Source organism: Brenneria tiliae, from assembly GCF_023347575.1.
Classification (GTDB): Bacteria; Pseudomonadota; Gammaproteobacteria; order Enterobacterales; family Enterobacteriaceae; genus Brenneria; species Brenneria corticis.
Map to the genome: position 1 here is coordinate 148,722 of NZ_JAKPCB010000103.1, position 14,451 is coordinate 163,172.

Annotated in this window: 14 protein-coding genes and 1 pseudogene; 10 read left to right on the forward strand and 5 right to left on the reverse strand. The window is 54.9% G+C overall.

Annotated features, from left to right (window positions below):
- Nucleotides 1–44 precede the first annotated feature (44 nt).
- Nucleotides 45–1,250, forward strand: coding sequence for a serine hydrolase (locus MFP24_RS21540; RefSeq protein ID WP_249232599.1), 1,206 nt, complete (start codon nucleotides 45–47; stop codon nucleotides 1,248–1,250).
- Here the strand turns inward: MFP24_RS21540 and deoR are convergent.
- Nucleotides 1,239–2,018, reverse strand: coding sequence for a DNA-binding transcriptional repressor DeoR (deoR, locus tag MFP24_RS21545; protein ID WP_249232598.1), 780 nt, complete (start codon nucleotides 2,016–2,018; stop codon nucleotides 1,239–1,241). The two genes, MFP24_RS21540 and deoR, sit on opposite strands and share 12 nt — an antisense overlap.
- A 39-nt stretch (nucleotides 2,019–2,057) precedes the next feature.
- The gene (gene deoC / locus MFP24_RS21550) at nucleotides 2,058–2,738 is read right to left on the reverse strand and encodes a deoxyribose-phosphate aldolase (protein WP_249232597.1); all 681 of its coding nucleotides are present in this window, start codon (nucleotides 2,736–2,738) and stop codon (nucleotides 2,058–2,060) included.
- Nucleotides 2,739–2,936: 198 nt separating this feature from the next.
- Here deoC and rbsK point away from each other — a divergent pair, with 198 nt between their 5' ends.
- From rbsK to MFP24_RS21565, 3 genes are read left to right on the forward strand one after another with little or no spacing between them, the layout of a single operon-like run.
- The gene (gene rbsK / locus MFP24_RS21555; RefSeq protein ID WP_249232596.1) at nucleotides 2,937–3,866 is read left to right on the forward strand and encodes a ribokinase; all 930 of its coding nucleotides are present in this window, start codon (nucleotides 2,937–2,939) and stop codon (nucleotides 3,864–3,866) included.
- Between the two features lie 13 nt (nucleotides 3,867–3,879).
- A complete protein-coding gene (gene fucP, locus MFP24_RS21560; RefSeq protein WP_249232595.1) occupies nucleotides 3,880–5,214 on the forward strand; it encodes an L-fucose:H+ symporter permease in 1,335 nt (444 codons plus the stop codon).
- A gap of 15 nt (nucleotides 5,215–5,229) precedes the next feature.
- The gene (locus tag MFP24_RS21565; protein WP_249232594.1) at nucleotides 5,230–6,243 is read left to right on the forward strand and encodes an aldose 1-epimerase family protein; all 1,014 of its coding nucleotides are present in this window, start codon (nucleotides 5,230–5,232) and stop codon (nucleotides 6,241–6,243) included.
- A 158-nt stretch (nucleotides 6,244–6,401) separates the two neighbouring features.
- Here the strand turns inward: MFP24_RS21565 and MFP24_RS21570 are convergent, their stop codons facing one another.
- On the reverse strand, nucleotides 6,402–8,090 hold the full coding sequence (locus MFP24_RS21570; protein ID WP_249232593.1) for an aspartate:alanine antiporter: 1,689 nt from the start codon (nucleotides 8,088–8,090) through the stop codon (nucleotides 6,402–6,404).
- 325 nt (nucleotides 8,091–8,415) lie between these two features.
- On the opposite strand from MFP24_RS21570, the gene MFP24_RS21575 reads away from it, so the two are divergent.
- Complete coding sequence (locus tag MFP24_RS21575; RefSeq protein WP_249232592.1) at nucleotides 8,416–8,778, forward strand: inner membrane protein YbjM; 363 nt, start codon at nucleotides 8,416–8,418, stop codon at nucleotides 8,776–8,778.
- Nucleotides 8,779–8,849: 71 nt separating this feature from the next.
- On the opposite strand, the gene MFP24_RS21580 is transcribed toward MFP24_RS21575, so the two are convergent.
- Nucleotides 8,850–9,116, reverse strand: coding sequence for a GrxA family glutaredoxin (locus MFP24_RS21580; RefSeq protein ID WP_249232591.1), 267 nt, complete (start codon nucleotides 9,114–9,116; stop codon nucleotides 8,850–8,852).
- A 322-nt stretch (nucleotides 9,117–9,438) separates the two neighbouring features.
- Here MFP24_RS21580 and nfsA point away from each other — a divergent pair, with 322 nt between their 5' ends.
- From nfsA to MFP24_RS24420, 3 genes and pseudogenes are all read left to right on the forward strand, one after another.
- The gene (nfsA, locus tag MFP24_RS21585; RefSeq protein WP_249232590.1) at nucleotides 9,439–10,158 is read left to right on the forward strand and encodes an oxygen-insensitive NADPH nitroreductase; all 720 of its coding nucleotides are present in this window, start codon (nucleotides 9,439–9,441) and stop codon (nucleotides 10,156–10,158) included.
- 7 nt (nucleotides 10,159–10,165) lie between these two features.
- Complete coding sequence (gene rimK, locus MFP24_RS21590; RefSeq protein WP_249232589.1) at nucleotides 10,166–11,062, forward strand: 30S ribosomal protein S6--L-glutamate ligase; 897 nt, start codon at nucleotides 10,166–10,168, stop codon at nucleotides 11,060–11,062.
- A 26-nt stretch (nucleotides 11,063–11,088) separates the two neighbouring features.
- Nucleotides 11,089–11,220 (forward strand): annotated as a pseudogene (locus MFP24_RS24420) (Bcr/CflA family drug resistance efflux transporter); the annotation flags it as partial.
- 30 nt (nucleotides 11,221–11,250) lie between these two features.
- On the opposite strand, the gene MFP24_RS21595 reads toward MFP24_RS24420, so the two are convergent.
- Nucleotides 11,251–12,207, reverse strand: coding sequence for a bifunctional helix-turn-helix transcriptional regulator/GNAT family N-acetyltransferase (locus tag MFP24_RS21595; RefSeq protein ID WP_249232588.1), 957 nt, complete (start codon nucleotides 12,205–12,207; stop codon nucleotides 11,251–11,253).
- Nucleotides 12,208–12,455: 248 nt separating this feature from the next.
- Here MFP24_RS21595 and MFP24_RS21600 point away from each other — a divergent pair, with 248 nt between their 5' ends.
- Nucleotides 12,456–12,935 carry a type III secretion system chaperone family protein gene (locus tag MFP24_RS21600; protein ID WP_249232900.1) on the forward strand — a complete coding sequence of 160 codons (480 nt, stop codon included), beginning with the start codon at nucleotides 12,456–12,458 and terminating at the stop codon, nucleotides 12,933–12,935.
- Between the two features lie 382 nt (nucleotides 12,936–13,317).
- Nucleotides 13,318–14,427, forward strand: coding sequence for a spermidine/putrescine ABC transporter substrate-binding protein PotF (gene potF, locus MFP24_RS21605; RefSeq protein WP_249232587.1), 1,110 nt, complete (start codon nucleotides 13,318–13,320; stop codon nucleotides 14,425–14,427).
- The last annotated feature ends 24 nt before the right edge of the window (nucleotides 14,428–14,451 follow it).

The window sequence follows — 14,451 nt, forward strand, 5'->3', positions numbered from 1 at the left end:
AAAATTAAGTATTTCTAACGACTTATGGATATCGCGGCGATCTCATGAAGAAAACGACTTTCCTTTGCAGGCTAAAATCTTTCACCACGGGAACGGTATTACTAACGGGGCTGATCGCTTCCGCCTCTGCCGAACAGCTTCCCGCGGTTCCTCAAATTGATGCCAAGGCCTTTATTCTGATGGATTATCACAGCGGCAAAGTGCTGGCTGAAGCTAACGCGGATGAACGCCTTGATCCGGCGAGCCTGACGAAAATCATGGCCAGTTACGTTACCGGGCAGGCGATAAAGGCCGGGAAAATTCGCCCCACGGATGAGGTTACCGTGGGGAAGGACGCCTGGGCGACGGGTAATCCGGTGTTGCGCGGTTCATCGCTGATGTTCCTTAAACCAGGCGATCGCATTCCGGTTTCGGAACTGAACAAGGGCATCGTTATTCAATCGGGCAATGACGCCAGCATTGCGCTGGCCGACTACGTTGCCGGCAGTCAGGATGCGTTCGTCAGCCTGATGAACAATTATGTTAAAGCGCTGGGGTTGACCAATACCCATTTTCTCACCGTGCATGGATTGGATGCGCCGGGCCAGTACAGCACCGCGCGCGATATGGCGCTGCTGGGGCAGGCGTTGATTCGCGACGTGCCGGATGAATATGCGCTGCATAAAGAAAAAGAGTTTACCTTTAATAATATCCGTCAGCCCAACCGTAATCGCCTGCTGTGGAGCAGCAATCTGAACGTGGACGGGATTAAAACCGGTCATACCAGCGGCGCCGGGCATAACCTGGTGGCGTCGGCCACCGAAGGGAATATGCGCCTGATCTCGGTGGTGCTGGGGGCGCCGACGGATGCGACGCGCTTCCGCGAAAGTGAAAAACTGCTGACCTGGGGATTCCGCTTCTTTGAAACGGTCACGCCGGTCAAGGCGGGGGCGCCGTTTACCTCGCAGCGGGTGTGGTTCGGCACCCAGAAAGAGGCCCGGCTCGGCGTGGCGCAAGATACCGCGCTGACCATCCCCAAAGGGCAGATGAAAAATCTCAAGGCCAGCTTTACGCTGCTTCAGCCGCAGCTGTCCGCGCCGTTGGCGAAAAATCAGGTGGTGGGCACCATCGATTTTCAGCTGGAGGGTAAAAGCATCGGGCAGCGACAGCTGGTGGCGCTGGACGATATCCCCCAGGCCGGGATTTTCAGCCGCTTATGGGATGCGGTGCTGATAAAACTTCAGCAGTGGTTTGGCGGCTTATTCGGTTAACGGTTGACTTAGCAACACAATGCCGTTGCTGTTGCAGTAGCGGATATAGTCGGCGGTCGGCTCACGGTTGGTTATCAGGGTATCGAACAGGGTAAGCGGGCCGATGCGCGCCGGTTTGATCTGGCCGAATTTGCTATCGTCGCTAACCAGAATGGCCCGTTGCGACATGGCCAGCGCCCGGTGTTTCATACTCAATTCGGCAAAGTTGAAGCAGGTGGCGCCGGCGTCAAGGTCGATGCCCGCCGCGGAAATAAACGCCTTGTTCGGGCAGATATTATCCAGCTCGTTGCACTGGCCGAGGGGGGTGAAAATGGCGTTGTCCGGGTGAAATTGCCCGCCGCACAGAATCACTTTGCAGGCGGCTTTTTCCTGTAATGCCAGAAAGGTGTTCAGCGAATAGCAAATAGCGGTAAAAGGCAGTTCGTCCGCTATGGCTTCAATGATAAAGGGCGTGGTGGTGCCGCAATCGAAAAAAACCGTGTCGTTCGCCTCAATCAACCGGGCGGCGACTTCTCCCGCCGCCTGCTTTTCCGCCACGTGCTTGCTCTGCTGGTCGGATACGAAGTAATTGGTGACATTGCCGCTTTTCAAATCACTGACCACATAGCCGCCAAGCAACACCACCGCCGCCGGTTCGGCGCTCAGATCGCGGCGAACGGTCATCTCGGAAACGCCCAAGAGCCGGGCGGCGTCTTTAAGATGAAGTTTGTCCGCTTTTTTCAAAGCCTGAGCAAGTCTGTTAATCCGTTCTTCGCGCCGCGTTTCCATATGATTCCCTGTGATGCGCCCGTTGGCACGGGCGAGCGTTTAGTAGCTTCCTGCCGCGACCGACTCGCCGGAAACGATAGCCACCCCGGAGCTGGTGCCGATGCGGGTCGCCCCCGCCCGGATCATGATTTCCGCCGTTTGCCGATCGCGTACCGCGCCGGAGGCTTTCACGCCCATCTCCGGGCCGACCGTTTTGCGCATCAGTTTCACCTGTTCTTCGCGGGCGCCGCCGGTGCTGAATCCGGTGGATGTCTTCACGAAAGCCACATTCAGCTCACGGCATATTTCACAAATCAGCACGATTTGTTCATCGTCAAGCAGGCAGGTTTCCAATATTACCTTCAACGGTATGGCGGCGCAAACCTCGCGCACGGCCTGAATATCGGCTTTAACGGCGCTGATATTGCCGCTTTTCAGCCAGCCGACGTTAATCACCATATCGATTTCCCGGGCGCCGGCGTCAATGGCGGCCCGGGCTTCAAAGACCTTGGACGACGTCAGACCCGCTCCCAACGGGAAACCAATCACCGAACACACCTGGACGGAAGAGCCCTGCAACTCTCTGGCGGCCAGCGGGACGTAGCCTGAGTTAACGCAAACCGCGTAGAAGCGATGCGCTTTCGCCTCGTCGCACAGCCTGATGATCTGTTGTTCGGTGGCGTCGGCGGCCAGCAGGGTATGGTCGATATAGCGTGCGTAATCGCGGTTTTCAGTGGTCATGTCTGACTCCTTTGACTGTTCAATAAAATACATTGTTATAATTATAACATTTGCCGGCCGTTATCAATCTTAATTGTTTCTATCCACTCAAAAAACACCCTTTTACCTGCGATCAATGTCACATTAATAACAAAATCGAATTGTTATTGTCATAACGCTAACATTTAATAGGCAAGAAAATACCAGGGGAAAAACGTTATGGATATTGCCGTCATTGGTTCAAATATGGTGGATCTCATCACCTACATTAACGACATGCCTAAAACAGGCGAAACGCTGGAAGCCCCCGATTTCGAGATCGGCTGCGGCGGCAAGGGGGCTAATCAGGCGGTTGCCGCCGCCAAGCTGGGGGCGTCGGTGATGATGGTCAGCCGGGTCGGGGACGATCTCTTCGCCGACAACACGGTAAAAAACCTGCGGCATTTCGGGGTGGAAACCCGCTATGTCACGGCGGTGAGCGGGACATCAAGCGGCGTGGCGCCGATCTTTGTCGATAAGTCGTCGCACAACCGGATTTTGATTATCAAGGGCGCGAACGCGCATCTCTCCGCCCGGGATATCGATGCGGCCGCGCAATCGCTTATGCGCTGTAAATTGATCATTCTCCAATTGGAGATCCCGCTGGAAAGCGTTTATTACGCCATCGATTTTGCCCGTCGGCACCAGATTCCGGTCATTCTCAATCCGGCTCCGGCCTCCCGCGAGCTGGATATCGGCTATGCCTGCCAGTGCGATTTCTTTATGCCGAACGAAACCGAACTGGAGATCCTGACCGGCATGCCGGTCGATAGCGAAGAGAACATTTTGCGGGCAGGGCGTTCACTGCTGGCCAAGGGGCTGAAGAACCTGATTATCACCATGGGGCATCGCGGTTCGGTGTGGATGGCGGGCGAGCAGGTGCGCCACGTCAAGCCGGTCAGCGTTCATGCCATTGATACCAGCGGCGCCGGCGATGCTTTTATCGGCTGCTTTGCGCACTACTGGGTAAAAGATGGGGATATAGAACAGGCGATGAAGTACGCCTCCGCGTTTGCCGCCTACAGCGTTACCGGGAAAGGCACCCAGCGTGCTTATCCGGACGCGGCGCAATTCCAGGATTTTCTTGCCAGTCATGCTCTCGCCAACTAACCGGGGAAAAATTATGCGCCAGGACATTATCCAAATGCCAGATGGCTATCTGAACAAGACGCCGCTGTTTCAGTTTATTTTGCTGTCGTGCCTGTTCCCGCTATGGGGCTGCGCCGCCAGTCTGAACGATATTTTGATTACGCAGTTTAAAAGCGTGTTTGAACTGAGCGATTTCGCCAGCGCGCTGGTGCAAAGCGCCTTTTACGGCGGTTATTTTCTGATTGCCATCCCGGCGTCGGTGGTGATCCGCAACAGCAGCTACAAAATCGCCATCTTGATTGGCCTGACGCTGTATATCGTCGGGTGCAGCCTGTTTTATCCGGCGTCGCATATGGCGACCTATACCATGTTCCTGGCGGCTATTTTCGCCATCGCCATCGGCCTGAGTTTTCTGGAAACGGCGGCAAATACCTACAGCTCGATGATCGGCCATCGTGATTATGCCACGCTGCGTCTGAACGTCAGCCAGACCTTTTATCCGGTCGGCGCGTTAATGGGCATCGTGCTGGGTAAATATCTGGTGTTCCAGGAGGGCGACAGTCTGGAAAGCCAGATGGCGGCCATGACGCCGGATCAGATCCATGCGTTCCGCCTGCAAATGTTGGAGCACACGCTGGAGCCTTATAAGTATCTGATTTTCGTGTTGCTGGTGGTGTTGTTCCTGTTCCTGCTGACCCGCTATCCCACCTGCAAAGCGCAGGCCGACGGACAGAGTAAGCAGTCATTGCCGTCGCTGGGGGAGACCCTGCGTTATCTGGCGGGCAATAGCCACTTCAAACGCGGCATCGTGGCGCAGTTCCTGTATGTCGGCATGCAGGTCGCGGTGTGGTCATTTACCATTCGCCTGGCGTTGACCCTGGGCGCCGCTAATGAACGCGACGCATCCAACTTTATGATTTATAGCTTTATCTGCTTCTTTATCGGTAAGTTTGTGGCGAATTTCCTGATGACGCGCTTCAGCGCAGAAAAAGTGCTGATTGTTTACTCGGTGCTGGGCGTGGCCACGCTGGCCTATGTGGTTATGGTGCCGAGCTTTACCGCCGTCTATGCCGCGGTATTCGTCAGCGTGCTGTTCGGGCCGTGCTGGGCGACGATTTATGCCGGCACGCTGGATACCGTGGACAAGAAATACACCGAGGTGGCGGGCGCCATCATTGTGATGTCCATCGTCGGCGCCGCCGTGGTCCCGGCGATACAGGGCTATGTGTCCGATCACCTTGGCTCGATGCAGAAAGCGTTCGGCGTATCCCTGCTGTGCTTCGCCTATGTCGGTTTCTACTTCTGGGGCGAAATGCGCAACAAACAGCGTCTTGCCGCCGGTCGGACTATTGCCAAACATCAGGCTTGAATAGAGGAGGAGACGATGAGTACAACCATTCATTTATCACCCGCGATGTTTACCGAACGGTCCCGGACGCTGTTGGAAAATGCGGATTTCTCCGCGACCACCTTTCGCTATGACTCAGGGATTGCGGCGATAAAGCTACAGAATACGCGCGGGTACGTTGTGGTGCTGCCTTTCTATGGCCAGATGATTTGGGACGCCGAGTTTGACGGTCACCGGCTGACGATGAGCAATCCGTTTACGGAACCCAAGCCGGGCAGCAGCATTATCGATACCTACGGCTGTTTTGCCTTTCATTCCGGCTTGCTGAGCAATGGCTGTCCGGCCGACGACGACCGGCATCCACTGCATGGGGAAATGGCCTGCGCGCCAATGGATAGCGCCCGCCTGGTCGTAGGCGGCGATACGCTGATGCTGACCGGCGACTGTGAATACGTGAAAGGGTTCGGCCATCATTACCGGGCGGAACCGGCGGTAACCCTGAGCGCCGGCAGCGCGCTGCTGGGCATCGATATGGCGGTAACCAACCTGGCCAGCGTGCCGATGCCGTTGCAGTATATGTGCCATATGAATTATGCCTACGTGGCCGGGGCGACGTTCAGCCAGACCATCCCCGATCGCGCTTTTGCCCTGCGCCGCTCCATTCCGGGCCACGTACACCCGACGCCGCAATGGCTGGAGTATACGGAAAAGCTGGCGCAGGCGCCCGAGCGTTTCGCGGCGCTGGATGAACCGGCGTTTTACGATCCGGAAATTGTCTTTTTTGCCGACAACCTGTCGCAGTACGCGCAGCAGGTGGAGTTCAGTATGCATGCGCCGCAGGGACATCGCTTTGTCACCCGTTTTTGCACTGCGCAGCTGAATTACGCGACGCGCTGGATCCTGCACAACGGCGATCAGAAAGTGGCGGCCTTTGTTCTGCCGGCAACCTGCCGACCCGAAGGACAGAATGCCGCTCGTCGCGCGGGATCTTTGATTGAATTGAACGCCGGAGAAACCCGGCGTTTTCATGTGGAAACGGGCGTAGCCTGAAAAAGAAAAGGCCCATCAATCTTGAACCTTAATGGCGGGAAAGATGGGCTCCTCAATATGGGGATATCAAAGAAAAGCAGTGGCACTGATTCAGACTTCACCGATTAGAAAAAGTTCTGTCCTGTGTAGGAAATATTCACTGTTTTTTGCATTTTTTATCAACCGGGTAATTCAGGCCAGATAATAACAATCAGCGACCCCGCCAGGGTCAGCAAAACGTTGGCGATGGCGTAGGTTCCCGCATACCCCAGCGCCGGAATATTACTGCGCGCGGTATCGCTGATAATCTCCATGGCGGGGGCGCAGGTTCGAGCGCCCATCATGGCGCCGAACAGCAGCGCGCGGTTCATGCGCAGCACGTAGGCGCCGAACAGAAAACAGATAACCACCGGCACCAGGCTGACGATTAATCCCGATATCAGCATCTGTACGCCTATCTCGCCAAAACTGCGGCCGATGCCGCTGCCGGCGCTTAGCCCGACGCCGGCCATAAACACCATCAGGCCGAACTCTTTCACCATATTCAGCGCGCCTTGCGGTATATAGCCGAAAGTCGGGTGGTTGGCGCGCAGAAAACCCAGCATGATGCCGGCAAACAGCAGACCGGCGGCATTGCCTACGCCGAAGGTGAAATTACTGAACTGGAAGGTGATCAGACCGACCATAATGCCGATGATAAAGAAAGCGCAGAAGGCCAGCAGGTCGGTCACCTGGCTGTGGATGGAAATAAACCCGATTCGGTCGGCGATGCTTTTTACCCGCCGGGCATCGCCGCTCACCTGCAATACGTCGCCTTTATTCAGCACCACGCCGTCATCAATCGGCATCTCGATCTGGCTGCGAATGATGCGGTTAAGAAAACAGCCGTGGTCGGTCAGTTTTAACTGGCTGAGGCGTTTACCGACCGCATTGTGGTTTTTCACCACAATCTCTTCGGTGACGATGCGCATATCCAGCAGGTCGCGATCGAAAACTTCCTTGCCGTCGCGAAAGTTGGGGTTGAGGCGGGCGTGGGCGTCAGGGTAGCCGACCAGGGAAATCTCATCGCCGATTTGCAGCACGGCGTCGCCATCGGGATTGGCCAGAATGCCGTTGCGGCGGATGCGCTCGATATAGCAGCCCGTCTGGCGGTAAATGCCCAGTTCGCGCAGATTCTTGCCGTCGGCCCAGGCGACCAGTTCCGGCCCGACGCGGTAGGCGCGGATAACCGGCAGATAGACCTTTCGCTGGCTGTCGGTATCCAGCCCGCGCTCACGGGCGATTTGCTGGGCGCTGGTCGGTAAGTCCTGATGCTGTAATTTGGGCAGATAGCGGGCGCCGAAAATCAGGCTGACCAAACCAACCAGATAAGTGAGCGCATAGCCCAGGCTGAGGTTGTCCTGTTCGATGCCGAGCCGTGGACCGATGCTGGACAGGTTGCGTAAGGTATCGCCGGCGCCCACCAGCACGGGCGTCGAGGTCATGGAGCCGGCGAGCATGCCGGCGGTCAGCCCGATGCCCCAGCCGAAGAGCTTCCCTAATCCCAACGCCAGAAGCAGCGCGCTGCCGACCATCACCAGCGCCAGCATTAAATAATTTTTGCCGTCGCGGAAAAAAATGGAAAAGAAATTAGGCCCGGCTTCGACGCCGACACAGAAAATAAATAGCATAAAGCCCAGGCTGAGCGCTTCGGTATTAATCGAAAAGTGTTGCTGTCCGAGTAATAAGGATACAACTAAAACACCAATAGAATTACCGAGTTGTACCGGCCCCAGACGTAATTTTCCCAGACAGAGCCCTAAGGATAGAACCACGAATAACAGCAGAATGTAATTCCCGTTTAACAAATCAGCGACGTTTATATTCATGGGATGTAACTTGTTGTTTACCAGTAAGTTCTTGATATAAATAGCTATAAAGACTAGATTTAGCCATTAAGCACGAAGATTCCAATGACATCACAAATAGCCGTCAGCTGAAAGGAATCAGTCCCGCACAGTATAAATTATTCGGTGCCGATTGTTCAGTGTAATTATTGTGTCGTGGTTATTTTCGATTTAGCGGTCGTACAACCAATAACAGGTGGTGGTACCTCACTTTGTGTCATATCGGGGATATTTAGCTACGCATATTTGCCGTGTCGATCAAGGACTCGGGAACGTATGGCGTGGGAGACATATAGAGAGGAGGCGTATGGCAAGCGATAAAGGTTGGGTTGGCGCGACCTGCTGTTTTTTATTGTTTACCGTGGTGTTTTTAAGCCAGAAAATGAATGTGTCCGACGCTGACGGGCTGCACGGCGACCCCGGGATGCTGCTTTTTTTATTGCCCGGCGTGGTCGCCAGTTTCCTGTCCGCGCGCGGGCGGCTGCTTTACCCGCTGATCGGTTCATTGCTGGCAATGCCGGTGTGCCTGCTGGTGCTGCACTTTTGGCGAACCTCGCATCACTCTTTCTGGCAGGAGTTGGCCTATATGCTGAGCGCCGTTTTCTGGAGCGTGCTGGGGGCCTTGGGTTTTATCTTTCTGCATGCTGTCTACCGGCGATACTTTCGCTGAGCGGCGGTTTCCCATATGAATAACGATAAAAAAAGACGCAGGATGCGCCTTTTTCTTATACGTTGCATCCGTTATGACTGGAACAAGCTCAGGTGTTGTTTGGCGTAAGCTTCAAAGTCGGTGCAGCCGCCGATATGCTTTTCATCCAGGAAAATCTGCGGCACCGTTTCGACGGGTTTCCCTACCGTTTTGGATAAATCTTCTTTGGTGATGCCCTCGGCCCGGATATCCACATAGCGGAATGTGAAGTCATCGCGCTGTTGCGCCAGTTTTTCCGCCAATGCTTGGGCGCGCACGCAGTAAGGGCAGCCGGGACGCCCGAAAATAACAGCCAACATGTAAGCTCCTTGGTAAAATTGGGAAAAGGGTATTTTTCTAAACGCGGGCATGATGCCTGAAGTTGTATGCGGTTACTATGCTCGCATTACCCCATGAAAAAAAGCAGTAAATGCCTGTTACAACGATTCGCCGCACCTATGGTACGGCGGCCGGATGCAAAGGGGCATTGGTCTGACGGGGCGGCTGGCATATAATCATCCGCCGTGCGATGCGGATGACTCCATGCCGATAGCGTCCGCCCGGAGCCCGTCTGCGCGCGGGAGGGGGGTAGCATGATAACGGTCATTTATCGCTATTTTTTCTATACCTGAGGGATACCGCGTGACGCCCACCATTGATTTACTACGACGCCATCGTTCTATCCGCGCGTTTACGGCACAGCCGGTGACGGATGAACAGCGCGGCGCGATTATCGCCGCCGCGCAGAGCGCCTCCAGCTCCAGTTTCCTGCAGTGCAGCTCCATTATCCGCATTACCGACCCGGCGATGCGACAGACGCTGGCGCATTACAGCGGCGACCAGATGTATGTCGCCCAGGCTGCCGAATTCTGGGTTTTCTGCGCCGATTTTCAGCGTCACCTGCAAATATTCCCGCAGGCTGAAACCGGTCTGGCGGAGCAGTTGCTGATAGGCTGCGTTGATACGGCGCTTATGGCGCAAAATGCGCTGGTCGCCGCGGAATCATTAGGGCTGGGCGGCGTGTATATCGGCGGGATCCGCAATAAAATCGCCGATGTCACCGCCTTATTGAAACTGCCGCGCCAGGTATTGCCGCTTTTCGGGCTGTGTCTGGGATACCCGGACGCCGATCCGCTGCCAAAACCCCGCCTGCCGCCCGAAATGCTGCTTCACGAGAATACCTATCAGCCGCTCGATGGCGATAAACTGGCGCAATACGATCGGCAACTGGCGGAGTATTATCTGCAACGCACCGGCCGTCGCCGCGATGGCTGGAGCGAGCATGTGGCGCGCACGCTGAAAAAGGAGCTGCGTCCGTTTATACTGGATTACTTACATCAGCAAGGATGGGCGCTGCGTTAGGACATTTATGAAGATAGCGATTCTATCTCGCGACGGTTCGTTATATTCCTGCCGGCGTCTGCGTGAAGCCGCGCAGCAGCGCAGGCATCAGATTGATATTATCGATCCCCTGTCCTGTTACATGAATATCAATTCGGCGGCGCCATCGGTGCATTACCGCGGCCGCCGGCTGGTAAAATATGACGCGGTCATACCGCGTATCGGCGCGCTTATCACCTTTTACGGCACGGCGGTGCTGCGCCAGTTTGAAATGCTGGGCGGTTTTGCGCTGAACAACGCGCTGGCGGTTATCCGCGCCCGCGACAAGCTGCATTCGCTGCAGTTATTGGCCAGCGCGGGAATCGATTTGCCGGTGACCGGGTTTGCCCACTCCCCCGATGATACCGGCGACCTGATCGAAATGGTCGGCGGCGCGCCGCTGGTGGTCAAGCTGGTGGAAGGGACGCAGGGGATCGGCGTGGTGCTGGCTGAAACCCGGCAGGCGGCCGAAAGCGTTATCGATGCCTTTCGGGGGCTGAACGCCCATATCCTGGTGCAGGAGTACGTCCGGGAAGCGCAGGGCAGGGATATTCGCTGTCTGGTTATCGGCGACCGGGTTGTGGCGGCCATCGAGCGACAGGCTAAACCGGGCGAGTTCCGTTCCAATCTGCATCGCGGCGGTTCGGCGAGCAGGGTGCAGATTACCGCCCGCGAACGGGCCGTTGCGCTTAAAGCGGCCAAAACGCTGGGGCTGAACGTGGCCGGGGTGGATATTCTGCGCGCCGCGCGCGGCCCTCTGGTGATGGAAGTGAACGCCTCGCCGGGGCTGGAAGGTATCGAAACCGCCACCGGGGTGGATATCGCCGGTATGATAATAGAATTTATCGAGCAGCACGTTCGGGCGTTATCGGTGCATAAAAGTTAGTTTTCCGCATAGCGGCCGTTACTTGCGCATTTATTACCGCTTCACCCGTTGTCTACATCACCTGTTTTGGCGTGGATCCGCAGCGTTACGGCTGGTTGTTTGCCGCGAATATTGTCGGGCTGATGAGTAGGCACGCTGTGGATCATCGCGTTGTTTACCCTGACCGCGCGGGGTTCTGCGCCGGCAGATTAACGGCTGCCGGCAGAGTTTCGGGTGAATTGTTGTTCCGTCATTGTCATTCCCCACTGATCACCCTGCCATTCTTTGAACAGTTCGAAGCCAAAGGATTCATAAAGACGCCGTGCAGCATTCAGACCACTAAAGGTCCAGAGCTGAACGGCATCGAACCCGCGCTTATCACAAAACGCCATTGCTTCACTGAGCAGTTTCCTGCCCATTCCGGTTCCACGGCAACTGTCATCTAGAATGAACCAGCGCAAATGCCCTTCGTTATTCCCGAGATCCTGACCATCTATGGCGACGGAACCGACAATTTTGCCGTTGTTTACCGCCAGCCAGATCTGATTACAGGGTTCATGCAAACGTCCGGCGAATTCAGCCACCCCACAAGCCACCTTACCTTCGAAGAAATGCCCGAAATTGTAATTTTTCGCATAATACGTTCCGTGCATTTCAGCAATTTTGCCAATCATGCCGGGCAGATACCCGGTGACAATGTCGATCGTTTTTTGCGGCGTGGTATTCTCCAGATTATGGCAGCGCTCGAGCGCGCGGGCATATGCCGTAAGCCCGTGCGCGACAGTCTGTTGCTGCTCGTCGTCCAGATTCTCCAGCGCTTTTATCACCCGCATAGCGCCGTAGTCATTTATCCGGCTGACGGTCTGAACGCCCTTTTCGGTCAGTTTCAACTGCTTAACTCGGGCATCATTGCCGGACTGCACTTCCAGCAATTCTCCCTCCGCCAGCAACCTGGAAAGCATCCGGCTGACGCTGGATTTTTCCAGCCCTAGGCACCGCACCAGCTGTGCGGCGGTCATCGCACTCTGATTTTCAATTTCCAGCAGGCTGTGTACGGCAGAAGGCGAATAGTCCGTGGCGGCCAGCGTGGCGTTCATAAAGCCAAGTTCACGCACCATAAGGCGTGAAGCGGAACGGATTTCTTCAATTAATGAGCGGTTCGGCATGAGTAATCTTTGGCAGGAAATTGATAGTTGTATAATACAACCATTATTCTGTTTCTGCTGTCAACACGCCGATAACTATTCCAGCTGACAACCCGGCATTGGCTGAGGCTGAACAAAGCCGGCGGGCGGCTACGGCCAGCCATAACATAAAATGCACAATCGGTCGTTTGTGATTTATCATGGTATCGGAACGCAATATTCCGTAAGCTATGGGCCATTTTTAACAACAGTCTGTATGAGGCAAAATGATGGATTCACTCATCGTCCCGGATTTGACTATGCTACGGCGGTGGCTGGATCAATTAAACATCGTGTTTTTTGAATGCGACTCCTGTCAGGCGCTGCATTTACCCCATATGCAGAATTTTGACGGCGTATTTGATGCGAAAGTCGATCTGGTGGACAACGTGGTGCTGTTCTCCGCGCTGGCGGAGGTGAAGCCCAGCGCGCTGATCCCGCTGGTCGGCGACCTGAGCCAGATCAACGCCAGCTCCCTGACGGTAAAAGCCTTTATTGACGTGCAGGATGATAATCTGCCGAAGCTGATTGTTTGCCAGTCGTTCAGCGTGGCGGCGGGGATGACGCTGGAACAGTTCAGGCATTTTATGCAGCAGTCCGAAGAGCAAATTTCGATGGTGATTTTAGAGGCCGGGGCCAATAATCTGCTGTTTATCGGTGATGAAGAAGATACCTCTGCTGGCAAGGTAACCACATCGTTTCTTCATTAATGCTATTGCTGCCAACGGCAGCAATCAGTTTCTCTTATTTACGGTTAACCGCCGTTTATTCTGCATTTATGGCTTTATTGCCGGATATTCATCGATATTTATCGCCAAATGGCCGGACGACATAAATAAAATTTGCATAAATAATCGATAAAAACCATTTTTTAGCTTCGGCTATGGTATGACTGATGCAGTGCGGTTATGCTTAATTCCTGTAACGGTCACCCGCCGAAGTCGTATTTATTTCGATGTCTACTATGCTGAATCCAGTGCATAGCCATTCATTGATTTTTATCGCGGCCACGCTGGCGCAGGACGAGTTTTGTATCTGAGCGGATACAAGTTTACCCCCATAAATTACCCCCTGGCATGGAGGAAGGAACGGATGTTCACCCAACGTAAAAAATTGTTATCGGGTGTTGTTGCCGGCTTGCTGATGGCCGCGTCCGTCACCGCATCTGCGGAACAGAAAACGCTGCATGTTTACAACTGGTCTGACTATATCGCGCCGGATACGCTGCAAAATTTCCAGCGGGAAACGGGCACCAAAGTGGTTTATGACGTGTTTGACTCCAACGAAGTATTGGAAGGCAAACTGATGGCCGGCAGCACCGGGTTTGATTTGGTGGTGCCCTCGGCCAGTTTTCTCGAGCGCCAGCTTGCCGCGGGGGTATTCCAGCCATTGGATAAAAGCAGGCTGCCGAATTATAAAAATCTCGATCCCGAGCTGTTGAAACTGATTGCCCAGCACGATCCGGACAACAAATATGCGCTGCCCTATTTATGGGCGACCACCGGGATCGGCTACAACGTCGATAAAGTCAAAGCCGCGCTGGGCGCGGACGCGCCGCTGGACAGCTGGGATCTGGTGCTGAAGCCGGAAAATCTGGAAAAACTGAAAAGCTGCGGCGTCTCTTTCCTGGATGCGCCCGAGGAGATTTTCGCCACCGTGCTGAACTATCAGGGCAAAGACGCCAACAGCAGCCAGGCGGCCGACTACACCGGGTCGGCGACGGAGCTGTTGTTAAAACTGCGTCCCAGCATTCGCTATTTCCATTCATCCCAATATATCAACGACCTGGCCAACGGCGACATTTGCGTAGCCATCGGTTGGGCCGGCGATGTGATGCAGGCCGCCAACCGCGCCAAAGAAGCGAAAAACGGCGTCAACGTTCATTACAGCATCCCGAAAGAGGGGGCGCTGGCTTTCTTTGACGTATTCGCCGTGCCGGCCGACGCCAAAAATCTTGACGCCGCCTATGAGTTTTTGAACTACCTGCTGAAGCCGGACGTTATCGCCAATGTCAGCAACCATGTGTATTATGCCAGCGCCAATAAAGAAGCGGTGCCGTTGGTCAACGAAGAAATTCGTAACGATCCCGGCATCTATCCGCCCGCGGACGTACGCGCCAAACTGTTTACGCTAAAGGTGCAATCGCCACAGATTGACCGTACCCGTACTCGTGCTTGGACCAAGGTAAAAAGCGGTAAGTAAAGGTTTTTTATCCTGATGTTACGG